The organism is Terrimonas alba (genome assembly GCF_042434975.1).
In the GTDB taxonomy this organism is placed as follows: domain Bacteria; phylum Bacteroidota; class Bacteroidia; order Chitinophagales; family Chitinophagaceae; genus Terrimonas_B; species Terrimonas_B alba.
This window is the reverse complement of the sequence record NZ_JBHMQM010000004.1, coordinates 139,857-156,092: the sequence shown is the minus strand read 5'-3', so window position 1 is coordinate 156,092 and position 16,236 is coordinate 139,857. Positions and strand designations below refer to the sequence as shown.

The 16,236-nt window shown below is 41.2% G+C and carries 20 protein-coding genes and 1 tRNA gene; 8 read left to right on the top strand and 13 right to left on the bottom strand.

Features of this window, described 5'->3' with window-relative positions; all coding sequences use genetic code 11:
* Positions 1-343: 343 nt before the first annotated feature.
* Positions 344-559: a hypothetical protein gene (locus tag ACFEL9_RS12660; protein ID WP_276503972.1), complete on the bottom strand. Its 216-nt coding sequence runs from the start codon at positions 557-559 to the stop codon at positions 344-346.
* Between the two features lie 727 nt (positions 560-1,286).
* Here ACFEL9_RS12660 and ACFEL9_RS12655 point away from each other — a divergent pair.
* Positions 1,287-1,484, top strand: coding sequence for a hypothetical protein (locus ACFEL9_RS12655; protein ID WP_385890429.1), 198 nt, complete (start codon positions 1,287-1,289; stop codon positions 1,482-1,484).
* Between the two features lie 10 nt (positions 1,485-1,494).
* On the opposite strand, the gene ACFEL9_RS12650 is transcribed toward ACFEL9_RS12655, so the two are convergent.
* The 10 genes from ACFEL9_RS12650 to ACFEL9_RS12605 all read right to left on the bottom strand — a co-directional run bounded on the left by ACFEL9_RS12650 (position 1,495) and on the right by ACFEL9_RS12605 (position 8,054).
* A complete protein-coding gene (locus ACFEL9_RS12650; RefSeq protein ID WP_385890426.1) occupies positions 1,495-1,914 on the bottom strand; it encodes a hypothetical protein in 420 nt (139 codons plus the stop codon).
* Positions 1,915-1,969: 55 nt separating this feature from the next.
* Complete coding sequence (locus ACFEL9_RS12645; RefSeq protein ID WP_385890424.1) at positions 1,970-2,416, bottom strand: hypothetical protein; 447 nt, start codon at positions 2,414-2,416, stop codon at positions 1,970-1,972.
* Positions 2,410-3,021, bottom strand: coding sequence for an RNA polymerase sigma factor (locus ACFEL9_RS12640; RefSeq protein WP_385890421.1), 612 nt, complete (start codon positions 3,019-3,021; stop codon positions 2,410-2,412). Before ACFEL9_RS12640 ends, ACFEL9_RS12645 begins: the two co-directional genes overlap by 7 nt.
* Complete coding sequence (locus tag ACFEL9_RS12635; protein ID WP_385890418.1) at positions 2,999-3,139, bottom strand: hypothetical protein; 141 nt, start codon at positions 3,137-3,139, stop codon at positions 2,999-3,001. The genes ACFEL9_RS12640 and ACFEL9_RS12635 overlap by 23 nt, the downstream gene beginning before the upstream one ends.
* 259 nt (positions 3,140-3,398) lie before the next feature.
* The gene (locus ACFEL9_RS12630; RefSeq protein WP_385890415.1) at positions 3,399-4,526 is read right to left on the bottom strand and encodes a multinuclear nonheme iron-dependent oxidase; all 1,128 of its coding nucleotides are present in this window, start codon (positions 4,524-4,526) and stop codon (positions 3,399-3,401) included.
* 34 nt (positions 4,527-4,560) lie between these two features.
* On the bottom strand, positions 4,561-4,734 hold the full coding sequence (locus ACFEL9_RS12625) for a chryseobasin-related MNIO class RiPP peptide (protein ID WP_385890412.1): 174 nt from the start codon (positions 4,732-4,734) through the stop codon (positions 4,561-4,563).
* 177 nt (positions 4,735-4,911) lie between these two features.
* Positions 4,912-6,039, bottom strand: a complete 1,128-nt coding sequence (gene chrA / locus ACFEL9_RS12620; RefSeq protein WP_385890409.1) for a chromate efflux transporter — start codon at positions 6,037-6,039, stop codon at positions 4,912-4,914.
* The gene (locus ACFEL9_RS12615) at positions 6,036-6,458 is read right to left on the bottom strand and encodes a DoxX family protein (RefSeq protein ID WP_385890406.1); all 423 of its coding nucleotides are present in this window, start codon (positions 6,456-6,458) and stop codon (positions 6,036-6,038) included. The genes chrA and ACFEL9_RS12615 overlap by 4 nt, the downstream gene beginning before the upstream one ends.
* 252 nt (positions 6,459-6,710) lie before the next feature.
* Positions 6,711-7,034 carry a hypothetical protein gene (locus tag ACFEL9_RS12610; RefSeq protein WP_385890404.1) on the bottom strand — a complete coding sequence of 108 codons (324 nt, stop codon included), beginning with the start codon at positions 7,032-7,034 and terminating at the stop codon, positions 6,711-6,713.
* A 312-nt stretch (positions 7,035-7,346) separates the two neighbouring features.
* Complete coding sequence (locus tag ACFEL9_RS12605) at positions 7,347-8,054, bottom strand: Crp/Fnr family transcriptional regulator (RefSeq protein WP_385890402.1); 708 nt, start codon at positions 8,052-8,054, stop codon at positions 7,347-7,349.
* A gap of 100 nt (positions 8,055-8,154) precedes the next feature.
* On the opposite strand from ACFEL9_RS12605, the gene ACFEL9_RS12600 reads away from it, so the two are divergent.
* From ACFEL9_RS12600 to ACFEL9_RS12575, 6 genes are all read left to right on the top strand, one after another.
* Positions 8,155-8,562 carry a glycine cleavage system protein H gene (locus ACFEL9_RS12600; protein ID WP_385890400.1) on the top strand — a complete coding sequence of 136 codons (408 nt, stop codon included), beginning with the start codon at positions 8,155-8,157 and terminating at the stop codon, positions 8,560-8,562.
* A complete protein-coding gene (locus ACFEL9_RS12595; protein WP_385890398.1) occupies positions 8,537-9,193 on the top strand; it encodes a methyltransferase domain-containing protein in 657 nt (218 codons plus the stop codon). The genes ACFEL9_RS12600 and ACFEL9_RS12595 overlap by 26 nt, the downstream gene beginning before the upstream one ends.
* A 17-nt stretch (positions 9,194-9,210) precedes the next feature.
* Positions 9,211-9,507 carry a hypothetical protein gene (locus tag ACFEL9_RS12590; RefSeq protein WP_385890395.1) on the top strand — a complete coding sequence of 99 codons (297 nt, stop codon included), beginning with the start codon at positions 9,211-9,213 and terminating at the stop codon, positions 9,505-9,507.
* Between the two features lie 15 nt (positions 9,508-9,522).
* Positions 9,523-9,777 carry a hypothetical protein gene (locus ACFEL9_RS12585; protein WP_385890394.1) on the top strand — a complete coding sequence of 85 codons (255 nt, stop codon included), beginning with the start codon at positions 9,523-9,525 and terminating at the stop codon, positions 9,775-9,777.
* Positions 9,778-10,211: 434 nt separating this feature from the next.
* Positions 10,212-10,502 carry a hypothetical protein gene (locus ACFEL9_RS12580; RefSeq protein ID WP_385890392.1) on the top strand — a complete coding sequence of 97 codons (291 nt, stop codon included), beginning with the start codon at positions 10,212-10,214 and terminating at the stop codon, positions 10,500-10,502.
* The gene (locus tag ACFEL9_RS12575) at positions 10,495-12,150 is read left to right on the top strand and encodes a SulP family inorganic anion transporter (protein WP_385890391.1); all 1,656 of its coding nucleotides are present in this window, start codon (positions 10,495-10,497) and stop codon (positions 12,148-12,150) included. The genes ACFEL9_RS12580 and ACFEL9_RS12575 overlap by 8 nt, the downstream gene beginning before the upstream one ends.
* Positions 12,151-12,831: 681 nt before the next feature.
* Here the strand turns inward: ACFEL9_RS12575 and ACFEL9_RS12570 are convergent.
* Both ACFEL9_RS12570 and ACFEL9_RS12565 read right to left on the bottom strand, forming a co-directional pair.
* Entirely contained in the window at positions 12,832-13,623 is a 792-nt protein-coding gene (locus ACFEL9_RS12570) for a fibrobacter succinogenes major paralogous domain-containing protein (protein ID WP_385890389.1), read from the bottom strand.
* Between the two features lie 326 nt (positions 13,624-13,949).
* A tRNA-Asn gene (locus ACFEL9_RS12565) sits at positions 13,950-14,023 on the bottom strand.
* A 341-nt stretch (positions 14,024-14,364) separates the two neighbouring features.
* Here ACFEL9_RS12565 and ACFEL9_RS12560 point away from each other — a divergent pair.
* Positions 14,365-16,194, top strand: coding sequence for a PAS domain S-box protein (locus ACFEL9_RS12560; protein ID WP_385890387.1), 1,830 nt, complete (start codon positions 14,365-14,367; stop codon positions 16,192-16,194).
* The last annotated feature ends 42 nt before the right edge of the window (positions 16,195-16,236 follow it).

The window sequence follows — 16,236 nt, the reverse complement described above, 5'->3', positions numbered from 1 at the left end:
ACCCCTCCTGCAATGGAGGGAGCAGGACCTTACGAACCTGTGGCAATGCGTGCAGGCTTATCAATTTCGCCCGGCTCTTCTTTTTTCTTTCCTTCTTAACGATAGTTAGGCCAGGCATACCTGATGAGGTAATCGAATTTTCAGTCATAAGTTTAATGATTAAGGGAGCTGTACAAATGAAAAAAGTATGCCGGATAAGGATTCAAATGTCATCTTATCAACATATTTTTTTAAAAGAATGTCAATGTTTGATCATTAATTTGAAGGCTGCAACCGTCGCTTTAAACACTAATCAAAAGCCGCATATAACCAATCTGCCCCCAACAAATAGAAAAAAGATTGATTAATTTTCGGTGGAAATGGAAGAATAGGTTGCTACCGGAATATTGACCACCTTTTTCCTCCATACAATTTCTTCCTGTATTTCTATTAAAAGAAGACGGCTATTTCTTAACTCCGTTTCTGATGCGCCGGAAGTAATCAATTGAGTATGCCATGCAGTCTGATCGACCAACAGGTCCAAAAGATCGGATAACTCCAGATTTTTTAAATCCAACATCGCAGCTGCGTTTGGATGCAGATAGCAAATGGCGTGCAAATAAAAATTACGCTTTATACAAAAAAGATCGGGGAGGATTCGAGAAAATACCTCTACATTAAAACGAGATGTAGAAATATTTCCAACAAAATATAGCCGACTAAAATTATAACAACTAACAGTCGGTAGGAAATTGATTAAGAAATTTTAACCGCTCCCATTCACTCACCAGGTAGCTTATTGAAATTATTCCCTGGCCGGATAGCCTTTCTTTTTTCAATCTCTGCCTGGATCTGTTTGAGTTTGGCCTTACTGTTTTCTAAATCTTGCCGGCCGGTGCTTCGACCTATGACCCGGATATGATCGGCTGTATACTGGCTAATAAGTCAAACAACTCGGGCAGGTTATATTTCTTTAAATCAATCATGATGGCAAATTGAAATCATCTATGTGTACAAAAAACATACAAATAGTTCTATTTTTGAAGTCCCGGAGATGTTTTATAAAGAAAATGCGGAAAACTGCCAGGGGCTTTGCACATAGTCCGAAAACCTGCGCCAACTACGGAGGAAAACTACTCCAGCTTTCATTCATACCATTTGATTACCGGTTTGTAGTATTACATTTCTCCCCTAATCGAGTATCTTTAAATACTTGCTTTAGGGATCAGATTAAGGCAGCATGGTTGGCCATTTTAAACCAACTGCGCGGGTATGACGATTATTATTGGAGACTATTAAACAGGATTATGACTGAAGAATACCTAAAACAACTGAACCTTGATGAACTCATTCAGCTTATGATGAAAAACATCCAGGAGCTGCAAGCTATGCATAAAGCCAACAAGCAACAGCAGGGAATGGATGAAAAAAGAAAGCAGGTGGAATTGCTGCATAAAATTATCGCTGAAAAAAAAGGAGAGATCAAACCCGATCTTTCAAAATAGAAGGCCCCGCTTATTTCCCCGAGCTTTTCAAGTAAAGGAAATAACCTAAAAAGCTCAAGGCAATGCAAAATGACATGATTGCCAGAGAATGAATACCCAGCGGCATAGTATAATTTATCAATGTAAGGCCGGCACCCAATCCCGCTAAAATCGCAGCCCATTTTATATTACTATCCTTATTTTCACGGGCATCCGTTTGTAAAATCGAGGAGGCAATGTTTTCGGCAATTCCTTTTTCTACGATTTTATTTTTCAGGCGATATTCAAAAATCCGCTTCAAAATAGAAATAATAAAAAACATGAAAGCCAGCAGAACGAATAGCACAGCAACGGTTCTGAATACTTCTCCGTCTATACGTGGATAATTGTCCTGGGCACTGGCAGACGAGGTTATTAATCCGGCCAAAATAAGTGTAACGATCTTTTTCATTTTTATATTTTTTTAATCCTATTGAATTTGACGTATACATTTGATGAATGTTGCACTATACAAGGTCCAATGCCTGCATTTTTCTTTGATAATTTTTATACATATCCAGGCAGAAGAAGGCCAGTATAACAATAACACTAACGATCATTAAATAAACCGCCAGCGAGGCGATCCCCTCAAACAACAAGGCCAGGTATTGGCGAAACACATATCCTGCGGCTCCAGGTAATATCATAACAAAAGCCAGCAGAAAGCCGGGCAAACGGTCTTTGACAACTGCTGCTTCTTGTTTGGGAAGTTGGGCTACCACCAATTCGGCAAGGTTGAATTCAAAAACAGGTTTTTCCTGTTCACTAATACCAGTAAACAATAGCTCATAAGCAGCAGCCCTGCTCTTGCAGTCCCGGCACATGCGCAGATGCTCCGCCATCTTGCTATTTGACTGTGGCCCTTCCAACAGGAATCGCTGAATTTCTTCGTCGGTTAAATGTTTGTCTAACATAAATCCTCCTTTTTGTAATGAACTAAGAGATTTTCTTTTAATACCTTTCTTGCCCGGAATAAATAGCTCTTGACGGTCCCTTCCGGTAAGCCGGTGATATAACCAATTTCATCATAGCTCAATTCCTGCTGATGATATAAACTGATCAATGTTCTATAAACAGGTGACAGTTTTTCAATCGCTTCGTGCAGGATGGCTGAAAGGTCTTTCTGCACGACAAGATCGTTACTGATCTGCAATGAATATGTTTGGAACGGGTCTCCATCGCCATGATCTTCTCCCGGAGCCTTGTCCTGGTCCAAATTGCCGGGGAGCAGCAATTTTTTCTTTCGCAGGTAATCAAAACAATTGTTATAGCTGACCTGTGCTATCCAGGTTGACAGTTTTGATTCAAATTTGAAAGAGCTTAGTTTATGGAACACTTTCAGGTAAATATCCTGTGCCAGGTCTTTTCGATCTTCCGGGCTATCAATCATTTTAAAAACGATTTGCGCTACAAGGGATTCCGTATTTTTTACAATAAGGCCAAAGGCGGCGTTATCGCCGCCCAATACCTTTTCTACCAGTTGCCTGTCTGACCAGCTATTCCCTGTTGATGTATTCACTGTTTGATTCGACGGGTGAAGAAAAGAAATGTTGCAGAAAAATGGGAAATAAATTGGTATTGTTTTTTAATACTGCATGTGGAAATAGCGGTATTTTCGCCTTCTTTTGTTTTGCCATCACTTAATGAAATTTCTATTCTAAAGCTTCTATATATTCGCGTCGCAAATCGGGCTGTACACGATTTGTTATTGAAGCCAAAGAGTCGCGATGGTTTGAACAAGCGTTTTCAGGTAATGATGGGAAAAACTGGACCCAGGTTTTTGAAATGAATTTGAGCAGGCAATAAAAAAATAATTCCCGCTGTTGTTTCAGCTACCAGTCGTGGCCTTTTTAACCCCTGTTCAGCAGTAACGTTCCCGATATCAGGGAGAGTCAATCATTTTTTCTTCCACTTCTGTGCAATCTTTATAGCTGTTTCAATCATATAGGGCTCCCAGTTTTCTATTTGCCATGCTGAAGATGCAAGAGAAGATTTTTTTAGTAAATGCATGGCTTCGTTATAAGATGCTGATGATTCCAGTATGAATGAAAGCTCTGATTGCTGCTGATACAGTGTTTCATCTTCGACAATATTGCCGGGCAATGAAAACGACAACGGAAGAAAACAATTAGCAGGCGGTGAAGAAGGCATATTGTTTTTTTCCCTGACGATATTTTCCATCATCAGAAAATCTTTGTAAAAGGATTGTTTGCTTTCATTTGTTACGAGCCCGTTTCCCAATTGCTCTAATACTACATATTTGACATTCGGGCATTGGCCGACCGTCATTTTGAGCAGATCAAAAACTTCTTCAGGGACCGCATCGTCATGTGTATCTCTTCTCACTTTTCGTCCCGGATCAGTAAGAGAATCTTCCCAGCTTCCTCCAGAAATATGGATTTCCCGAACCTTGTCGAGGGGATACAGGGCGATTATTTCTTCAAATGAAATGTCGAAATTATTAACCTGGCAGTAAAGGTTGTGCAGGTCAAGAATGATAAACCCATTTACCGGTTCAAGCAGTTGTTCCAAAAAAGTTCCATGCCGTTTTGTTTCATCAAGTGAATATGAAAAAGCCAGGTTCTCCAGGCCTACAGGGCACCGGCATACATCATAGATCCTTTTCAACCTGTCCCTGCCAATATCAAGAGAAGTTTGTGTATAAGGAATATTGAGCGGTGCGCCATGATGAAAGTCGTTACCTGTCATAAAACCGAAATGCTCAGTGACATGATCAAATTGAAAAGTTTCACAGGTTTGCTTTAGTTGTTTTAGCCAGTCTTGCTGACCCTGCAACCATTTTCCTGAAAAAATAGAAAAGAAAACACCGTGGCCGATCAAACGTTTTTCATTGCTAAATGCAGTTAATAACTCCATGAACCATGACGGAATTTGTTTTACATTGAACAACGCATCAAAAGACCATTCTATAGCTTCTATTCTTGATTCTTCCATTAAGGGCAGACAAGCTGCAAGAATGTCCGCATCCAGGTTGCAGGCTGTCGCTGATAATATTTTCGGCACCTCCGGAATTATGAATGATTAGTACCTGATTGTGTTATCCCATTCCACAGGCCGGGCAGGGCTCAGCCGGGTTCGTTTTCTCCTGTTCCTTCTGCGCCTCCTGCTTTGCTTTTGGATCGGGTATATCTTTATCTTTCTTACATGAAGTTGTTGTTTGTACCACAATGCCAATAAGAATGGCGCTGAGTAAGGATTTTGACAGTTTCATTTTTTGGTTTTTTGTTTTGATGGAATATGAAAATTAATCAGCTATGCCGATGACAACCGGAGTTACAAAAACGTGGCATGGCCTGCCCCGAAGAATATGAACCGGCTATAATAAAACGCTTCCATTAATCTTTTAGACCCATCTTCCTGATCAGGCAGCCGTGCTGCGTGTCGCAGCTTAAGTGAATAATGTCAATAAGTAACCTGTTAGTGAACCGCCTAATACTATCCAGGCGCTGTTTATTTTTTTGAATCCAAAAGTCAGCGTGATACTAATCAATGCAATGACAATTGTACGCCAGTCAGAAATACTGTCTTTGCCCATTGCATAGCAAACAGCAACAATAATAGCCACCGAAGCAATATTCACAGCGTCAAGAAATGCTGCAAATAGTTTTGAGTGCCGCATCCGTTTAACAAGCGGATTGAGTAGAGCAACAAAAACAAACGAAGGCAAAAAAATTCCGATGGTAGAGACTGTCGCACCGGTCAGGCCGTTGATTTGATAACCGATAAATGTCACCGAAGAAAAAACAGGGCCGGGTGTAAATTGTCCGACTGCAATAGCGTCTATTAGTTGTTGTCGGGATAATAGTCCTCTTGCAACAAGTTCCGCATCAAGGAAAGCAAACAATACATATCCACTTCCATAAAGAATGGCTCCTATTTTCAGGAATATCCAGAACAGGGTCATGTTGGTTGCCGGGGAAATTGATGTGTTTGAAATTTGTAAAAGCGCCGGAAAGAAAAAACCGTTGACTGTGTTCTGTCTTTTGAAAGCGGCCAATACCGATGCTAAAATTCCTGCACCAAACATCAGGTAAATTTCATTGAAATTCAGCAATGAAAGTATCAATACCGTTGCCCCGATAATTCCCAGTTCCATTGTTTTCAACGATTTTTTGGCAAGAGGATAAACAGCCGCCAGGATAACCGCAATGATGGCGGGTTTGATACCATAAACAAACGGCTGCACCTGGGGTAGATGTCCGTATTGTTTATAAAGCCATGCAAAGAACCCTGTGATAAAAACGGCAGGCAGAATAAAACAAAGACCTGCTACGATTAAACCCTTCCATCCTGCTTTTTCATACCCGATATGGATTGCCATTTCGGTGCTGTTGGGTCCCGGGATTAAATTGGTGGCTCCAATGAGGTCAAGAAAATGTTGTTCGCTCATCCATTTTTTGTTTTCAACAACTTCCTGTTGCATCATCGCAATATGAGCCGCCGGCCCGCCAAAAGCAGTAACACCCAGGCGGAGAAATAATTTTGCCACATCCTTTAATGCTGCACTACCGTTCATTTGCCAAAATACTTCTTATCAAGTGAGTAACTACCGCCACCATAGTATAATGTAAACAGCAGCAGCATTGTCATTGCAAAATCGGTTCTGTATTCATGTGCCATTGACCAGAAACCTTTTTCAACCAGGATGGGATATTTTGTGGTAACAAAAGCAACCAACATTATAATCAATAAGGGAATGGAAGCTAATCGTGTAAAAAGACCTGCTAAAAGCAATACTCCGCAGGTGATCTCAAAAACGCCTGTAAACGGCGCCCAAAATTCAGCATGTTCAAAGCTAATTTTTGCGAAGCGACCTACACCAACAGCACCAGGTGTAATAAATTTTTGAAGCCCTTCGGACAGAAAAATCAAACCGACAATCAGTCGTGGAATTAATGTTGGCGCGGACGATGTTTTAAAGATTTTATTTTTCATGCTGATGCCCGAAGTCCTGGTTACTGAAAGGTGAATTGCCGGGAATTTTCACCACATTAAATTCAAACCCGGTGGCACGGTGACAGCCGTTACAGGTGTTTGTCACCAGGAAGTAATTGCTTTTGAACCGGGAGAATTTTGTTCCCGGATGGCTGTGGTAATACTATCCAATGTAGGTTTTATCATGCCCGGCATTTGGCTTTCTTTCCGTTCAGCCATGCGACAACAGTTATTCACTGTATTTTTTTTTGTTTATTCTGTCTTCCACTCGTAGATATTGATTTCAATTTTTTTGAATATCGTATCTGAACTAAAAACAGATTCCAGTTGGTCGATGACAATACTTTCCATTAATTTCAAACGGGTAGCATCAACGTATTTCAACTGTTTCTCGTGTATTTCTTTTAAATGCTGTTTGGTGACAGGTAAGTGATAATCCTTATACCCATTTAATAGTTTATGTCGAAAGGGATAAAGTGTCAATAGTTCTTTGACATTCCACCAGTACGGCTCTAAAATAAATTCGGCCTTTGCTGTATCATTAGGGTAAAAATCGATTTTCAATGCTAACGCCATATAAGTGTTTTACCTGGGGAACTCTATTAGCACACAATACAAAACAGGATCAACAATTCAATTTACAGATAATTTTGTGATTGTTCATATAAGCTGATTAATCGTGCGATTGTTGCATGTTAATCAGAACTCACAATAAAAGACATAAGGAGATTGCTGATAAAATCCAGTTGTATTAACCTTTGATATATTTTACGGTGTTGACCGGTCAGCCTGGCGAAGCCTGGCTATAATGCCTGGTGGTCACATTATTTTGAAAGGGCCGGAAAGAATAGTGTTTTTCGCTACTGTGATTGTCAAATGCCGGCCATTCTATTTATGGTTACCGATTGCAATCAGTTTCTTCACGTCATGAACGATTATCTTCCTACCCCTGGTTTCCAGAATATTCGCTTCTTTAAATTCGCCCAGCACCCGTACTATATTTTCTCTTGCTGTACCCACCAGGTTGGCCAGGTCATCACGGCTCATATTGATTTCAACAGGCATGCCTGGCTGAAAATTCACTTTGTATTTCTCGCGGAGTACAATCAGCTGAAGAGCCAGCCGCTCTCTTACCGATTTTTGGGCAAACATGGAAAGACTGTTTGCCAGGACAGCAAACTCATGGCTGAGTGTTTTTAATAAGCGCCTGGACAGAATTTCAGATTGATGCAAGGCGGCCATGAAATCTTCTTTAGGAATAAATGCTATCCGGCTTTCTTCCAATGTAGCAGCAGAATCCGGGTACCGGTCTTCGGCAAGTATGGCATGATAGCCGATTAATTCGCCGGTATTGGCTACATAGATGATTTGTTCTTTGCCTTCTTTGTCTACTTTATATTTTTTTATTTTTCCCTCTGTAATAAAAAAAATGCCGGAAGGAGTAGAACCCTCTCTAAATATGATTTCTCCTTTTGCATATAGTTGTTCAGATTTATGAGTGGTTAACAATGCATAATCTTCCGTTGGCAAATCTGCCAAAATGGATTCGCTTTTAAAGCTCCATTGATCTATGGGAAAAATGCCTCGTATGCTCATGTTGGTGGGCAAATTTACCCATTTAAAAATTGATAAAACTCACTTTTTGAAGTGACAAGGTTTAACGCAATGCAGTGATAGCACAGGTAGTTTTGTAGCTATGAAAACGGAACAACCGGCAAAAAAAGATTTGTATTATACCAAAGACCACGAGTGGATCGACTTCCAGGGAACGATTGCCTATGTGGGCATTTGTGGCTTTAAATTGCTTGGCTTTAAAGAAATACAGCAGCTGACCTTTAATGAACCTGCGGGATTCAAGAAACAAGGAGAAGTATTGGCTACGATCCGGTACAACGATTATCAAATTGAAGCACACATGCCGGTAGACGGTAAAGTATTAGAGATAAACAATTCATTGGGCAGCGGCAATGTAAATATGCTGATAGCGCAACCAGAAGGCAGCGGATGGATTGCAAAGATTATTCCGGCACAGCCTTATGAAAGAAAAGACCTGCTAATGCCAAAAGAATATCAAATGAATGGCAAAGGGAAATCCACCGTTTAGTATTCACCAGGAAAACAAATTACTCATGGCCCTTCTTGAAAGAAAAGTTGATGCTGATAAATGGTTTTATTCCGATCTAAACTTCGATCAACTTTATCCGGTGGCTATTCAGCAATTGGCCCGCATGCACTGGACCCCACTGGATGTAGCCCGAAAAGCTGCCAACTTCCTCGCAATAAAACCAAATGTAAAAATATTGGATATCGGCAGCGGTGTGGGTAAGTTTTGCCTGGGAGCTGCTTATTACAAGCCTGATGCTTTTTATTATGGGACCGAACAAAGAAAAAATTTAGTATACCAGGCCGACGCCGTCAAAGAAATGCTGGGTTTTGAAAACGTCGCCTTTTTTCATTCCAATTTCACACAATTAGATCTCAGGGATTATGATCATTTCTACTTCTACAATTCCTTTTATGAAAACCTTGCCGGCACAGATAAGATTGACAACAGCATAAATTACTCCGGGGAATTGTATGACTATTACAGCCGCTATTTATGTAATCAACTTGAGGGAATGCCGGCAGGCACAAGACTGGTCACTTTTCATAGCCTGGATGATGAAATACCACACGGTTATCAGAGAGTGGATTCAGGAGTTGACGACCTGTTGAAGTTTTGGATTAAAAAATAACAGCCCGATTTAAGAATATGCCAATTGATTTTGAATCAGAAATAACAGAGATAAGCGGCAAGCTCAGCCAGGTGGAAGGTTATTTGAGTTGCGAGAAAATAATAGTTCGCAATATTCAAAAGCAATTTCAAAATGGCAAGAATGACGAAAACATCCTTGCGTACCTGAGAGGAGCTTCAGACTGGTTTAATAAACAAATAAAAACCGGCCAGCAGTCAGCAGAGAGTGTCAATTACATGTATGCGTCGGGTTTCATCGATACCCTGTTGAAGATGTCTTACTGGAAAAACTGGGTAAGAACTATTGACCGCTAATATTAAAAAACCGCCATGACTATTGAAGAATACAAAACGTTTATTGTGCAAAAACTGGGAATGGCAGGTGATTGCGAAGAAACAGAACAGATCATTAACAGATCGATAGAGCTTTTGAAAGAAAAACATTTACCAGCAAAAGTAAAGTCAGATTACCTGGCTAAATTGAAAGAAGGATTGAAGGAGCTATCGCCTGCCAGCTTTGATTATATCCACTGGTGCAATATACAGTGCGCCATTTTGTATTTAAGACGGCTGGCAAAAAAGTAATGCCTGGAATTAAGTTAATAAAAGTAAGAAAGCGTGTTTGGAAATCCTTTTCCAGGTTCAAACCGGAAGACGGACAACCCGGATACTGCTAATAAATAAAAAGTGTATTGATAACGATAATGGGTGATGTAAGATTATTCGTGAAGATTTTTACAAGTGTAGCCGTCCCGATCGTTTGGATGGGCGACGTTCAGCGGCAAAGGACACCAAAATCCGCGGACTTAGCCCTCCAAACTTTATGCAGCTGTTTTTGGAAACAAAATTATTTTTCTTACCGGTTCCTGTCATTGAAAACAGGCTACACCAGAAGGGAGTTTATTTTAAAAAATTCTTTCCGTTGTTCCCGCCCTCGTATATTATTTGCATGTGTTTACTACCATGTTTTTCCAATCTTTTAACAGATCAGTATTTTTTAATTTTAAATTTAATTAGTGATGTCTCTTTCCTTAGACGAGTACCGGTGTAAACTTATCAATGCAATTTTATTTGCCGGCTCCCAGCAAGAAGTCAGGCGATTTTGTGAATCTGCGCTGGAAGAGCTGGAACATGATAAAATAGATGACGCTGTTATAACCCGCTTTACAAATCAAATGATCGGGGAATTGGAACAATTTAATCCTATGAATAAGGATGCTCAGCAATGGAGTAATATAACAATGGCAAGAATTTATTTCAACCGGATGAAACACCGGTTTCATGTTATTAATTCAGCGAACAATGTTTAGGCCCAAATTACTTGATACCCTGAAAAATTATAACCGGCAACAGCTCACCAAAGATTTGATGGCCGGATTGATAGTAGGTATTGTAGCGCTGCCACTGGCCATTGCCTTTGCTATTGCGTCGGGTGTATCACCGGAGAAAGGCCTTTATACAGCCGTGATTGCAGGGTTCATTATTTCGGCAATGGGCGGAAGTCGTGTGCAAATAGGTGGTCCTACCGGCGCTTTCATTGTCATTGTATACGGCATTGTTCAGCAATATGGCATTAATGGTTTGATCATTGCCACGTTTATTGCGGGTGTTATGCTTATCATTATGGGCATTGCCCGGCTGGGTTCAGTCATTAAATTTATTCCTCATCCCCTGATCATCGGCTTCACCAGCGGCATTGCGCTTATTATCTTCTCCTCGCAGATGAAAGATTTTTTTGGTCTGCAGATGGGAGCGGTTCCGGCTGATTTTATTAATAAGTGGGAAACTTATGTTGAAAATTTTCAGACGATAAATGTCAATGCTTTTGTAGTTGCTGCTGTAACCGTTTTGATCGTTTTCCTGTGGCCGAAAATAACACACAAGATACCGGGATCGTTAGTTGCCATTATCCTTACCACTGCTGCCGTGCAACTACTGGATCTGCCTGTTGAAACCATCGGCAGCAAATTTGGAAGCATTCCTTCCAGCCTGCCGGCCCCTGCTATACCTGATTTAGATTTCAGCACGATAAAGAACCTGATACAACCTGCTTTTACCATTGCATTACTGGGTGGCATCGAATCTTTGCTTTCCGCCGTTGTGGCCGATGGAATGATTGGCGGTAATCATAAATCAAATATGGAGTTGGTGGCCCAGGGAACCGCGAATATCTTTTCTTCCATCTTTGGCGGCATTCCTGCGACAGGCGCCATTGCGCGGACTGCAACTAATATAAAAAATGGGGGACGCACACCCATTGCAGGTATCACCCATGCTATTACCTTATTACTCATCATGCTTTTTATTGGTCAATGGGCGGCACTAATACCTATGGCAACCCTGGCAGGCATACTGGTGGTAATTGCCTACAATATGAGTGAATGGGAAAGTTTTATATCGGTATTAAAAGGTCCCAAAAGTGATGTGGCTGTTCTGATCACCACCTTCCTGTTAACTGTTTTAATCGATCTGACAGTGGCGATTGAAATAGGAATGATACTGGCCGCTTTTCTCTTTATGCGGAAAATGATTCAATTCAGCACGGTGAGTATGTTGAAAAAAGAAATTGATGATACGGATAACGGGAAGGATGAAGAAGCTATCGGAAATTTTACTGTTCCCAAAGACGTGGAAGTTTTTGAAATTACAGGGCCGCTATTTTTCGGCGCTGCTCATAAATTTAAAGATGCGATTAAATTTATTGAAAAAAGACCCAGGGTGCTGATAATACGAATGCGGCAAGTGCCGATTATTGATGCCACAGGTATAAAAACGATTGAAGAAGTATATAAAGAATCAAAAAGACGAGGCACTAAACTGGTATTAAGTGAAGTGCACAGCGAACAGGTGCTGAACGAGCTGAAAGGCGCCCGGTTACTTTTTGCCATAGGCAAAGCTAATGTGACGACCACATTGGAGCAGGCGATTGAAAGGAGTAGGGCAATTTTACGAGGATAGGCTTTTTGTAACTGGAGCCGGAGATTACCCTCCGGCTTTCGCGTCCTTCTATACCTTTTATATTTGAGGTGACCTGTATTTCAGAAAGATTGACTTTATTGCCAAAGGCTAGCCTCTCCACTTGCTTTTTAAGTGCATCTTCAAATTTACCTCCTGCGTCATTGTTGCATTTTTTACAAACTAAAATATTAAAATGCCCACCTACAGATTTAGGCGGAAATGGTCCAGCGAGAATTCCTCACTTATCGATAACCCAACGGATTTGCGGCAACTATTCCATTCTTTAAACATATTGGGCAGAGATATGCATAATGATCGGGTGGATTTCTGGAATCAAGAAACACCGAAGAAAGGTATTGCTCTTGATAAGGGCGTAGTGATGAATAATACCATCCAAAGCGTTTTGCTATTTCTTCCTTGTTTATTTGCATCTAGTATAGTAAAGTTAAATGCCAATTGAAATAGGAGTTTGAGAGCACCAGGACTTAAGACGAAGAACCACAACTAATTTGAGGGTCGTGTCGGAATGGATAAAATTAAAAAGGGTCTCAATTGCTTGAAACTCTTTACTGGACTGTGTAGACCCTGCAGAGCACGATCCCGCGCCCCCCGATTGAACCGGGGTACTCTAACCGATTGAACTTTTATCAAACAGCTCTTAGCTATGATGCCGGCCTTAGGTTAATTCTTTACGCAACGAACAGACATTCCGCATGTCTTGATTTGATTCGCATCACCGATATAAGCACCAATATGATCAATGTTGTGGGCCCAGGCGTCAATATCTTCAGTAGTCACTTCTGCATTTGTCGAAGTCCACCAGTGTCCGGAAGTGTTAATAACTGCAAAAGAGCTAAATGCAGGAAGTGCGATTCCTCCTGGAAGTGCAGTGAAACCACTGCTGTTAGTGGCACCGGTGTTTGGCGCTAACCAATGTACAGTGCCCGTTTCTTTCATTTCGCCTCCTGCTACATTTATGCCTCCCAAACAACCAGCAAGAATTAGCCATTCTTCACGACTTGGTACATGCCAGCCTTCAGGCGCCAGGCCCCTTGGATCGTTTACAGCATACCAATTGTATAATTTGCCATATATAAGGCCATTTGCAGGATTAAAATCGTAATAACACCACGCCCCTGTGGTGGTTGTTCCCAATTCTGTTGGACTAGTAACCTGTGGAATTGGGTCACCATTCCTATAATGATCTACATTCAAATTTTTAACCATCCAGGTTTGGTCGCAGATAGTAGTTGTTGGTACTGAACAATCTCCTTGAATATCTCCATGAGCCAGATGTGCAGCTAAGGCATTTTGGGAGATTTCGATTGTTTTTGAAGAATGGCATACCATGATTTTTGCCTTTTTATTGGCGGTAGCACTTGCAATCTCTTTTGATTCTTTCTCTGTGGAGATTTGCTTTTGACAGCTGGTGAAAACTAAGGTTGCCAGCAATGGTAATAGTAGCTTTTTCATAAAAAGTATTTTCTTGATTTGTATTGCTACTTCAGAGACTTGTGATAATGAAGCTGAAAAGAGTTGTTATAGGGGAAGGCGATTAAGGGAAGTAATCTTTATAAAAGGTAACCAATTATTTTATTAAAATCAAACAACTATCGCAGACAAACAAAAGCCCAGGTAGAAACTCAGGCGATTAAGTTAAATGGCGTGTGATTATGGCAAAAAGTAGGTTTGGTATCCAAATCAAAAAACGCCCCTAATTAACGGCTTGTATGCAAATTGTATGCAAATGGCTAAAAACAAAAAGGGCTTCATTAGATGAAACCCTTTACTGTTGGCTGCTCCTGCTGCTGGACTTGAACCAGCGACCCTCTGATTAACAGTCAGATGCTCTAACCAACTGAGCTAAGCAGGAATAATTTCCTTTGGGGGTGCAAAAATAGGGATTTTCTTTTTCCAGCCAACTTGTTAGAACACAAAAAAATAAAGCCCATCAAAAAATTTTGTCAACATCCGGGTTATCTCCGTTTCGGGCAATTACGAAATCAACTGGGTATTTTCCCTGATTTTTATAACTATCCGATCACCAAACCTTCTCTCCGCCAGAATTTGAGTCGATATTTATCGTTGAAACGTCCGATATCCAATGAATCCTATCTTACACTTTAGCCAAACAGGCCGTGACAACACTGTACCTGCCAATGTCTCCTTATTAATAAGATTGCACAACCATTTAAATAGCCCAAGCCAAAAAGTATGACCAAGCTCCTTACCACCGTGCCTAAGATTCAACGCAATGTAGTGCTGGTATTTGGAGCGGCCCTGCTGACTATCGCCCTGTTTGCCACCCTGATTGCTCTTGACAACCGGCAAACCAAAAACGCCGAAGATCTCGTCAATCATACCTATAAAATAAATCGCCAGGCCGAAAGTATTCGGTCGGCACTTGCTGAAAGTGAATTATTAACCTGGCAATTTTTGACCAGTCGTGACCAGCGTTGGCTTCCGGCCCTTCGCTCCGCCTGGTCCGGAATGACACAACTGTCAACCGAAACTCATTCATTGGCAAACGCTCCCGCCCAACTGGAAAAAATGACCCAGTTAAGAACTTTGATTACCAGGAAAATCGCCTCCCAGCAGTCTATTATCAATACTAATGACCTGAATCAGCAGCCTGGATATGATGGCGAAGGCCAGCAACTTACCCTCACCATCCAAACGTTGATCGGCGAGTTTCTGCAGCGCCAGGAAGAACTGTTGAAAGAACGGACCTTAGCAAATATCCGGGCCCGTAACAGGGCGACTGCTACTATCACTATAGGCGCAGCCCTGCTATTTCTTTTTATTGCCGGTTCCCTTTATCGCTTAAACAATGATATCCGTCGCCGCAAACTGGCCAAGGAAGAAATTAAAACCAGGGAAGCAAAATACCGTCGCCTGATAGAGGATGCGGGTGTTACCCTGTTTACATCGGATACCAATGGCCTGTTTACCTATGTCAACGAACGCTGCCAGCAACTGACAGGATTTTCGCAGGAAGAGTTATTAGGCCAAAGTTTCACCACGCTTTTATTACCATCGTGGATTGGGCAAATTTCGGCTGTGTATTTACAGCAAGTGAGAGATCAATCGGCTGATCTTACCGTAGAATTTCCCATTCTAACCAAAGACGGTGATATAAAATGGGTGGAGCAACACTCGGTAGTTTTATACAGCGATCAAAAAAATCCGATCGGTTATCAATGTGTAGTAAAGGACATTACGGAGAAAAGAAAACAGGATGAAAAAATAAAGGAATCTGAATTCCGTTTTCGCACTACCCTGGAAAAAATCGGCGATAATATCTGGGAACATGATTTTTCGACAGGAAGAACTCATTTCCCACAAACATCGCATGACCTGCTGGGTTTCCAATCGCATGAATTTTCTAACTATGCGGATCTCTGGTGGTCCCGTATACATGAAGATGATAAGTGGGTGCTTGAAGAAAATATCAGGAAATACAAAGCCGGAATTATTGACCGGCACTCAGAAGAATACCGGATGATCAGTTATGATGGCAGGGAAAAATGGATACTGGACCGCGGAATTGTAACTGATAAAATGCCGGATGGAACGCCTATAAAAATATTAGGCACTCATACGGATATTACAGCCCTGAAAGATGCCCAAAAAGAATTGCGTGAGTCCGACCTTAAAATAAGGGCCCTGCTGGAAGGCAGTAAGGATGCATTTTACATGCTTGACATGAATTACAACATCATGCTGGTGAATAAAGCGGCTCAGCGTGACATGCGAATGATTGCAGGCAAAGACTGCAAACCCGGCGAAAGCATGCTGGACTATATTTCTCCTGTAAAAAAAGAAATTTTTCAACGCCTGTTTCAACATGTGCTGGCAGGAAACTCAGAAGAGTGGGAAGTAATGCTAAACTCCGCGGAAGGAGAAAAATGGTTCCATATTAATTTCTACCCGGTGTTGAATGCCGGGAATACAGTACAGGCTGTCAGCCTTTCTGCTAAAAATATTACTCAAAGCAAACTGATTGAAGAGGCCCTCGAAAAAGTTCCGGCCAGGTGGTCTTAAAAAAACTGCTTTCTTCTGATAGAGGTAAAAAGTATAACGAGA

Coding starts and splice junctions, on each gene's coding strand:
- ACFEL9_RS12600 (WP_385890400.1), top strand. CDS start 8,155: ATGAAAACGGAACAACCGGCAAAAAAAGATTTGTATTATACCAAAGAC.
- ACFEL9_RS12595 (WP_385890398.1), top strand. CDS start 8,537: ATGGCAAAGGGAAATCCACCGTTTAGTATTCACCAGGAAAACAAATTA.
- ACFEL9_RS12590 (WP_385890395.1), top strand. CDS start 9,211: ATGCCAATTGATTTTGAATCAGAAATAACAGAGATAAGCGGCAAGCTC.
- ACFEL9_RS12570 (WP_385890389.1), bottom strand. CDS start 13,623: ATGAAAAAGCTACTATTACCATTGCTGGCAACCTTAGTTTTCACCAGC.
- ACFEL9_RS12645 (WP_385890424.1), bottom strand. CDS start 2,416: ATGTTAGACAAACATTTAACCGACGAAGAAATTCAGCGATTCCTGTTG.
- ACFEL9_RS12560 (WP_385890387.1), top strand. CDS start 14,365: ATGACCAAGCTCCTTACCACCGTGCCTAAGATTCAACGCAATGTAGTG.
- ACFEL9_RS12605 (WP_385890402.1), bottom strand. CDS start 8,054: ATGAGCATACGAGGCATTTTTCCCATAGATCAATGGAGCTTTAAAAGC.
- ACFEL9_RS12575 (WP_385890391.1), top strand. CDS start 10,495: ATGTTTAGGCCCAAATTACTTGATACCCTGAAAAATTATAACCGGCAA.
- ACFEL9_RS12585 (WP_385890394.1), top strand. CDS start 9,523: ATGACTATTGAAGAATACAAAACGTTTATTGTGCAAAAACTGGGAATG.
- ACFEL9_RS12615 (WP_385890406.1), bottom strand. CDS start 6,458: ATGAAAAATAAAATCTTTAAAACATCGTCCGCGCCAACATTAATTCCA.
- ACFEL9_RS12635 (WP_385890418.1), bottom strand. CDS start 3,139: ATGGCAAAACAAAAGAAGGCGAAAATACCGCTATTTCCACATGCAGTA.
- ACFEL9_RS12580 (WP_385890392.1), top strand. CDS start 10,212: ATGTCTCTTTCCTTAGACGAGTACCGGTGTAAACTTATCAATGCAATT.
- ACFEL9_RS12655 (WP_385890429.1), top strand. CDS start 1,287: ATGACTGAAGAATACCTAAAACAACTGAACCTTGATGAACTCATTCAG.
- ACFEL9_RS12660 (WP_276503972.1), bottom strand. CDS start 559: ATGTTGGATTTAAAAAATCTGGAGTTATCCGATCTTTTGGACCTGTTG.
- ACFEL9_RS12625 (WP_385890412.1), bottom strand. CDS start 4,734: ATGAAACTGTCAAAATCCTTACTCAGCGCCATTCTTATTGGCATTGTG.
- ACFEL9_RS12650 (WP_385890426.1), bottom strand. CDS start 1,914: ATGAAAAAGATCGTTACACTTATTTTGGCCGGATTAATAACCTCGTCT.
- ACFEL9_RS12610 (WP_385890404.1), bottom strand. CDS start 7,034: ATGGCGTTAGCATTGAAAATCGATTTTTACCCTAATGATACAGCAAAG.
- chrA (WP_385890409.1), bottom strand. CDS start 6,039: ATGAACGGTAGTGCAGCATTAAAGGATGTGGCAAAATTATTTCTCCGC.